Consider the following 5,543-nt stretch of genomic DNA (forward strand, 5'->3'; position numbering starts at 1 on the left):
GATTTTTCTTATGCGCTGGCCGAGATTTATGAAATGCACACCGATGTACTCGGCGGCCGCGTTCATACTCCATTAATCCGCTTTGATACACGCAAAGACATCAATGCCTTTGGTATTGAGCTGGACCATATTCAGCTGGCACAGATAGCCGCGCTGGAAGCCAAGGCTGAAGTTCAGGCAACCGGCACCCTCGACGGTGTGCTGCCGATAGTTTTAACCAAAGAAGGCCCGCAGATTCCCGGCGGCAGTTTATTTGCCCGCGACCCCGGCGGCGTTATCCGCTACCAGAACGCCACCTCCGCAGCACTGCAGCAATCTGACCAGACCGTTGGCCTGGCCATGCAATTACTGCAGAACTTCAACTACGACAAGCTGCAGTCCAATATTCAGTACCAGCCCGACGGCGCACTGAATTTAGGTTTGCAGTTTCAGGGAAAAAACCCGGATTTCTTTGGCGGCCAGGCAACGCACCTGAATGTGAATCTGGAATATAACTTACTGGATTTGCTGGAAAGCCTGCGCGTTACTCAGGACGTAATCAGCAGACTTGAAGAAAAATACCAATGAATAAAACGCAAAAATAAATAATCAGAAATATTTTATATCTGCCTGCGTCTTCCTATAAATCTATTAAAAACATAAAACATCCGTACCATATAATAGCCACAAACCCTTAAATATAAGGGCAATTCGTGCCAACTATTTCTTTTAATATATATTGCACTAACCCAAAGAGCGCGCTTATGTTTCAATCCGAGCGCCTGAACTTATCCAGGTTAACAGGCCCCGAAAACTGAGTGTCTGCATTCCTCAGAGGCCAGAATAAAAATGGCCACAATAAAAATAATATTAAATCCGCCAATAAGAGCGGGTAATTATAAAAACTTATTCTCACGGTGATCTCTATGACTGCATTCCAGACTCTGCCACAACGCGAATAGTCGCTGCCATTCCGCGATATACGGCACCATCGTACTTATATTGCATAAAACAATAACCGACCTGACATTGCCGCTATCCGGCGATGCGGATTTGTTTTGCCCTGAATAAGGAATGGATTTCAATGACTCAGAATAAAAGAGCATTAACCTGTCGTTTTCTGCCACTGGAGCAGATTTCAGTTAAGCATCTGCGCGATATGTACCGGGTATTTTCCCGTTATTACGCCAATACCGATCTGGAAACCTTTGTCCAGGATATGAACCGTAAAAGCGGTGTATTTCTGCTGGCAGAGAAAGCCGGAAACCGGGTGGTCGGTTTCAGCACCTGGACTGAAGTGGCGCTGAATTATGGCAACGGAAAAGCCATTGGCGTATTCAGTGGAGATACCATTCTGGAAAAAGATTACTGGGGAAATAAAGCGTTGCAGCAGGCGTTTGCATTACGGATGCTGAAGCTGAAATTAACCCGCCCCGGTACCCGGGTTTTCTGGTTGCTGATTTCCAAAGGTTATAAAACCTACCTGCTTCTGGCCAATAACTTTGTTCGCCATTACCCCAATCACCATAACCGCGATAAAAGTCTGGTCGGTGTTATCGACCAGTATTGCGAAAAATTATTTCCCGATTATTACGACCGTAATAATCGCCTGCTGGATTTTGGTGATCACTCCCAGCACCTGAAAGGGGATGTTGCCGACATTACGGATTGCATGCGTGAAGCCAATGCAAAGATCCGCTTTTTTGATGACACCAATCCATCCTGGCGCCGCGGTACTGAGCTGCCCTGCGTCGGTGAAGTCTGCAGCCGAACCTTTATCGGCTTTTTCCGTAAACAGCTCGGCAGCCGGCGCAGCACACTGCAGTAAGGAGTCATTATGAATATTTCTACCCGCTTACTGCATCAGATTTCCTATCGTCTGAGCCGCTATGGTCAGCAACGTTTTATGCGCGCCAGTCATGCACTGAAAGCGGCGCAGCTGGCACGCTTTCAGAACATTATGGCGGTTGTATCCGGCTCAGACAGCGGTTATCAGCGCGGCCTTACGCTGGCGACCAGCGTTGAAGAATTTCGCCAGCGAGTACCATTAAGCGATTATGAAGACTGGCAGAATGCCATTAACCGCCAGCGCAGTTCCGGTGAATTTATTCTGACGACAGAGACGTGCCAGCGTTATCAGCCAACCAGTGGCTCAACAGCACAGATTAAATGGATTCCCTATACCCCGGAATTCCTGCGCGAACTCGATCAGGCCATTAATCCGTGGATGGCCGATCTGTACAGCCGTTATCCCGCTATCCGTAAAGGCCGGCATTACTGGTCACTGTCATGGGTGCCGGGTGAATTACGCAGTGTTGCCAACAGCGTTAATGACGACCTGCAATTACTGCCGTGGTGGAAGCGTTTATTTATGAACCGCACCATGGCCGTGCCGCAGGCGGTGTCGCTGGCACCAAGCTCAGAATTATCACTGTTCGCATCGCTTTGTTATTTATGCGCAGCCCGCGATCTCACCCTGATGTCTGTCTGGAGCCCCACCTTTCTGCTCAGCCTGCTGGAGCAATTAGGACAGCAACGCATGGCCGTTGCCCAGGTTCTGGAACAGGGTCGCTGGGGAGAACAGCAAACCAGCCTCGGACATTTAAGCGCTCCGCGCAATCGTATTAATGCTGCATTGCTGCGTAACTGGAACGGCAGAATAAACGCCACTATCACCCGGAAATTATGGCCTGAACTGGCGTTGATCAGCGCCTGGGATACATCATCATCCGAACCCTGGGCCAGACAACTGCAGCAGTTATTCAGCCACAGTGATTTTCAGGGAAAAGGCTTATGGGCCACCGAAGGTGTAGTGACCATTCCTTATGGTCAGCAATATCCGCTGGCGCTGGAAAGTCATTTCTACGAGTTTGAAAATCTGGCCAACAAACAGATTTTATTCAGCTGGGAACTGGAGCCCGGTATGCAGGTTCGCCCGGTGATCACCACCGCCAGCGGCCTGTTACGTTACCGCACCAAAGACCGGCTGCTGGTTGATGGTTTTATTAATCAATGCCCGACCCTGCGTTTTATCAGCCGCTTATCCGGCACCGATATGGTCGGCGAAAAAATGTCTCCGCAAGCGGTGCTGAATATATTCAGTACCCTGACTGCCGCCCTGCCACTGCAACCGGTGTCATTACTGGCCGTACCGGCGGAACAGGGTAACCACCGTCCAACCTACGTACTGCTGGCCAGTGGTGGTCAGGAGCTGCAGACAGAAACCCAGCAGCGGCTTGAAGCTTTATTGCAGGAACATTTCCACTATAAGCTCGCCCGCGAACTCGGCCAGCTGAATCCGGCACGCGTAATCATCAGCGACAACGCCATGGCAACTTATACTCACCTGCGGCTGCAGTGTGGTGCGGTGGCCGGCAATATTAAAGTAGAACCGTTATTACTTTGCCCTGCCGCCAGCGAGTTGCTGAATACTCTGCCGGAAGACAGCCCGGCGGAAAGCGGAGCCATCGCGTGAGCAGCTATTGCATCCGGCCGGCCTGTACTCAGGATTCGGCCGGCTTACTGAAACTGCTGGCCGCAACCGCCCAACAGGGAAGCATCCGTCTGACCTTTGAGCGTAATCCTGATTATTTTTATGCCGCAGCAGTCAGTAGCCAGCGACCGGAAATCTGGGTTATGGAAAAACCCGGTCATGGCATTATCGGTACGTTCAGTATCGGCCAGCGCCGGGTATTTATTAATGGCCAGCCAACGTCGGTTCGTTATGGCAGTGATCTGCGTATTCACCCGGATTTTCAGGGTGGCCGTACTCTGTACCGCTTATTCGGCACCTATCGTCAGCAAATGCAGAACGAGTGGATGCAGACCGTTATTCTCGACGAAAACCGTGCCTCACTAAGCACCGTTGGCAGCGGCCGCAATACACTGCCGCAATATCTTCCTGCCGGAATGTTTACCACCTGGCTGATCAGCCTGCGGCGGAAAAAAAATATCGCGGATGATCCGTTAACCCATCCGGCCAGAACGGAAGATATTGCCGAGATGCAGGCATTTTTTGACCGCGAAGCCGCCAGTAAACAATTTTACCCCTGTTACGATTTCTCGCGTATCGGCAGCGATGATCCATACTACCGCAATATTAAAATCAGTGATTTTTTTATTCTGCGTGAACATGGGGAAATTACGGCGCTGGCTGGTCTGTGGGATCAGAAGGATTTTAAACAGACCCGGATCAGTGGCTACGTACCGCTACTGCATCATTTGCGGCCATTCTATAACAGCCTTACCTGGCTGACCGGACACCTGGCATTACCTGCCGTTAATTCGCTCAATCATTATCAGATGCTGCACAGCGTGGTGGTTAAAAATAATGATCCCGGGCGCTTTGCGCGGTTATTACGCACCCTGCGGAAAACAGCACAGCAACGTAATGCCCTGGCTCTGGCCTGTGGTTTTGACAGCCGTGACCCGCTGTTAAAAATCGTCCGCCGGCATCCCGGGCACGCCTTAAAAAGCCGGAATTTTATTGCTACCTATCAACCAGAACTGGTGCAGAAGCTGGATTTAACCCGCCTGCAATATCCGGAAATCAGCCGTCTTTAACAGGGAATTTATGCGCAAAGATTATATTGCCCAGTGGTACGAAGTACGGGAAGAGCAAGGAATTTCCGACCGTATTCACTGTTTTATACACAACAGTCAGGAGCAGCAGACGCAGTGGCATCATTTCCGCCACCGCGATACCGATGGCATTGGTATGCTGGCTAATGTACGCGAGCAACTGGGCTATCCGGCCAGTTCACTGCCACGCTGCCGCGACCTGACCGAGCCCGGTTTCTGGCAAACCCTGAATAAGGTACGGCGGCAACGCAAAGACCGCACACCGAAAACCGTACACTGGAAAAAAGCCAGTGCAACAAAAGCCGGCGAAACACCCAGGGCTGTTACAGAACCTGAATTTACCGTGCTTAACACAACCACCGTCAGCCGCTTAAAAACAGTGGCTGCTGCACGGGGAGTCTCTCTGGCAAGCCTTACCTTTGCCTGTCTGAATAAGGTTATTTTTTCCGTCTGCCTGCAACCGGGAAGCCGCGCCTGGTGGTTTTACCCGGTGAATGTCCGTGGCGCTGTCAGCTGGCCGGAACAGAGTAATTTATCATCCGGTTTTTATCTGGCACTGGACGAACACAGCAGTGCCGGACACATTCATGCACAGGTAAAAGCAAAGCTGGTCGCCAGAGAACATTGGTGGTTATGGAAGATGGCTCATATTGGCCGCTGGATTGGTAAAACCGGGGTGCGCTTTATTTACCGGCGCATCAGCGGTTCGCAGTTTTATCTCGGCTCGTTCAGCTATCTGGGAGACTGGTCACTGCCACAGCATCCGCACAGTGTTGTTGGTGTCTGCGGTGCCGGCAGCGCGAATTATCCGATTGCCACCGGTGTGACTGAGTGCAACGGGCAACTGACACTGGCACTTAAATTTCACCCTTCAATTGCTCTGGCGCAGGAAACACAGCAGCGCTGCCTGCAGCTGTGGCAACAGTCATTGCAGGAGCTGAGTTATGCCTGATGTATTTTCTGCCAGCAGCACAGATAACAGA

The 5,543-nt window shown here is 51.0% G+C and carries 5 protein-coding genes; all 5 read left to right on the forward strand.

The window, feature by feature from the left end; genetic code table 11:
* Positions 1–567: YdbH domain-containing protein (locus B3P58_RS02870; protein WP_286716004.1), on the forward strand; the 567-nt coding region annotated here is incomplete at its 5' end.
* Between the two features lie 496 nt (positions 568–1,063).
* Positions 1,064–1,807, forward strand: a complete 744-nt coding sequence (locus B3P58_RS02875) for a hypothetical protein (protein ID WP_225691158.1) — start codon at positions 1,064–1,066, stop codon at positions 1,805–1,807.
* Between the two features lie 9 nt (positions 1,808–1,816).
* Entirely contained in the window at positions 1,817–3,454 is a 1,638-nt protein-coding gene (locus B3P58_RS02880) for a GH3 family domain-containing protein (RefSeq protein WP_286716006.1), read from the forward strand.
* Positions 3,451–4,542 carry a GNAT family N-acetyltransferase gene (locus tag B3P58_RS02885; protein WP_286716008.1) on the forward strand — a complete coding sequence of 364 codons (1,092 nt, stop codon included), beginning with the start codon at positions 3,451–3,453 and terminating at the stop codon, positions 4,540–4,542. Before B3P58_RS02880 ends, B3P58_RS02885 begins: the two co-directional genes overlap by 4 nt.
* Before the next feature lie 10 nt (positions 4,543–4,552).
* Entirely contained in the window at positions 4,553–5,512 is a 960-nt protein-coding gene (locus tag B3P58_RS02890; RefSeq protein WP_286716010.1) for a hypothetical protein, read from the forward strand.
* The last annotated feature ends 31 nt before the right edge of the window (positions 5,513–5,543 follow it).

It is taken from the genome of Thalassolituus sp. UBA2009, from assembly GCF_002335285.1.
Classification (GTDB): Bacteria; Pseudomonadota; Gammaproteobacteria; order Pseudomonadales; family Oceanobacteraceae; genus Venatoribacter; species Venatoribacter alkanivorans.

Excerpts from the sequence above, each read along its gene's own strand:
- B3P58_RS02875 (WP_225691158.1), top strand. The coding sequence starts at position 1,064 with ATGACTCAGAATAAAAGAGCATTAACCTGTCGTTTTCTGCCACTGGAG.
- B3P58_RS02880 (WP_286716006.1), top strand. The coding sequence starts at position 1,817 with ATGAATATTTCTACCCGCTTACTGCATCAGATTTCCTATCGTCTGAGC.
- B3P58_RS02890 (WP_286716010.1), top strand. The coding sequence starts at position 4,553 with ATGCGCAAAGATTATATTGCCCAGTGGTACGAAGTACGGGAAGAGCAA.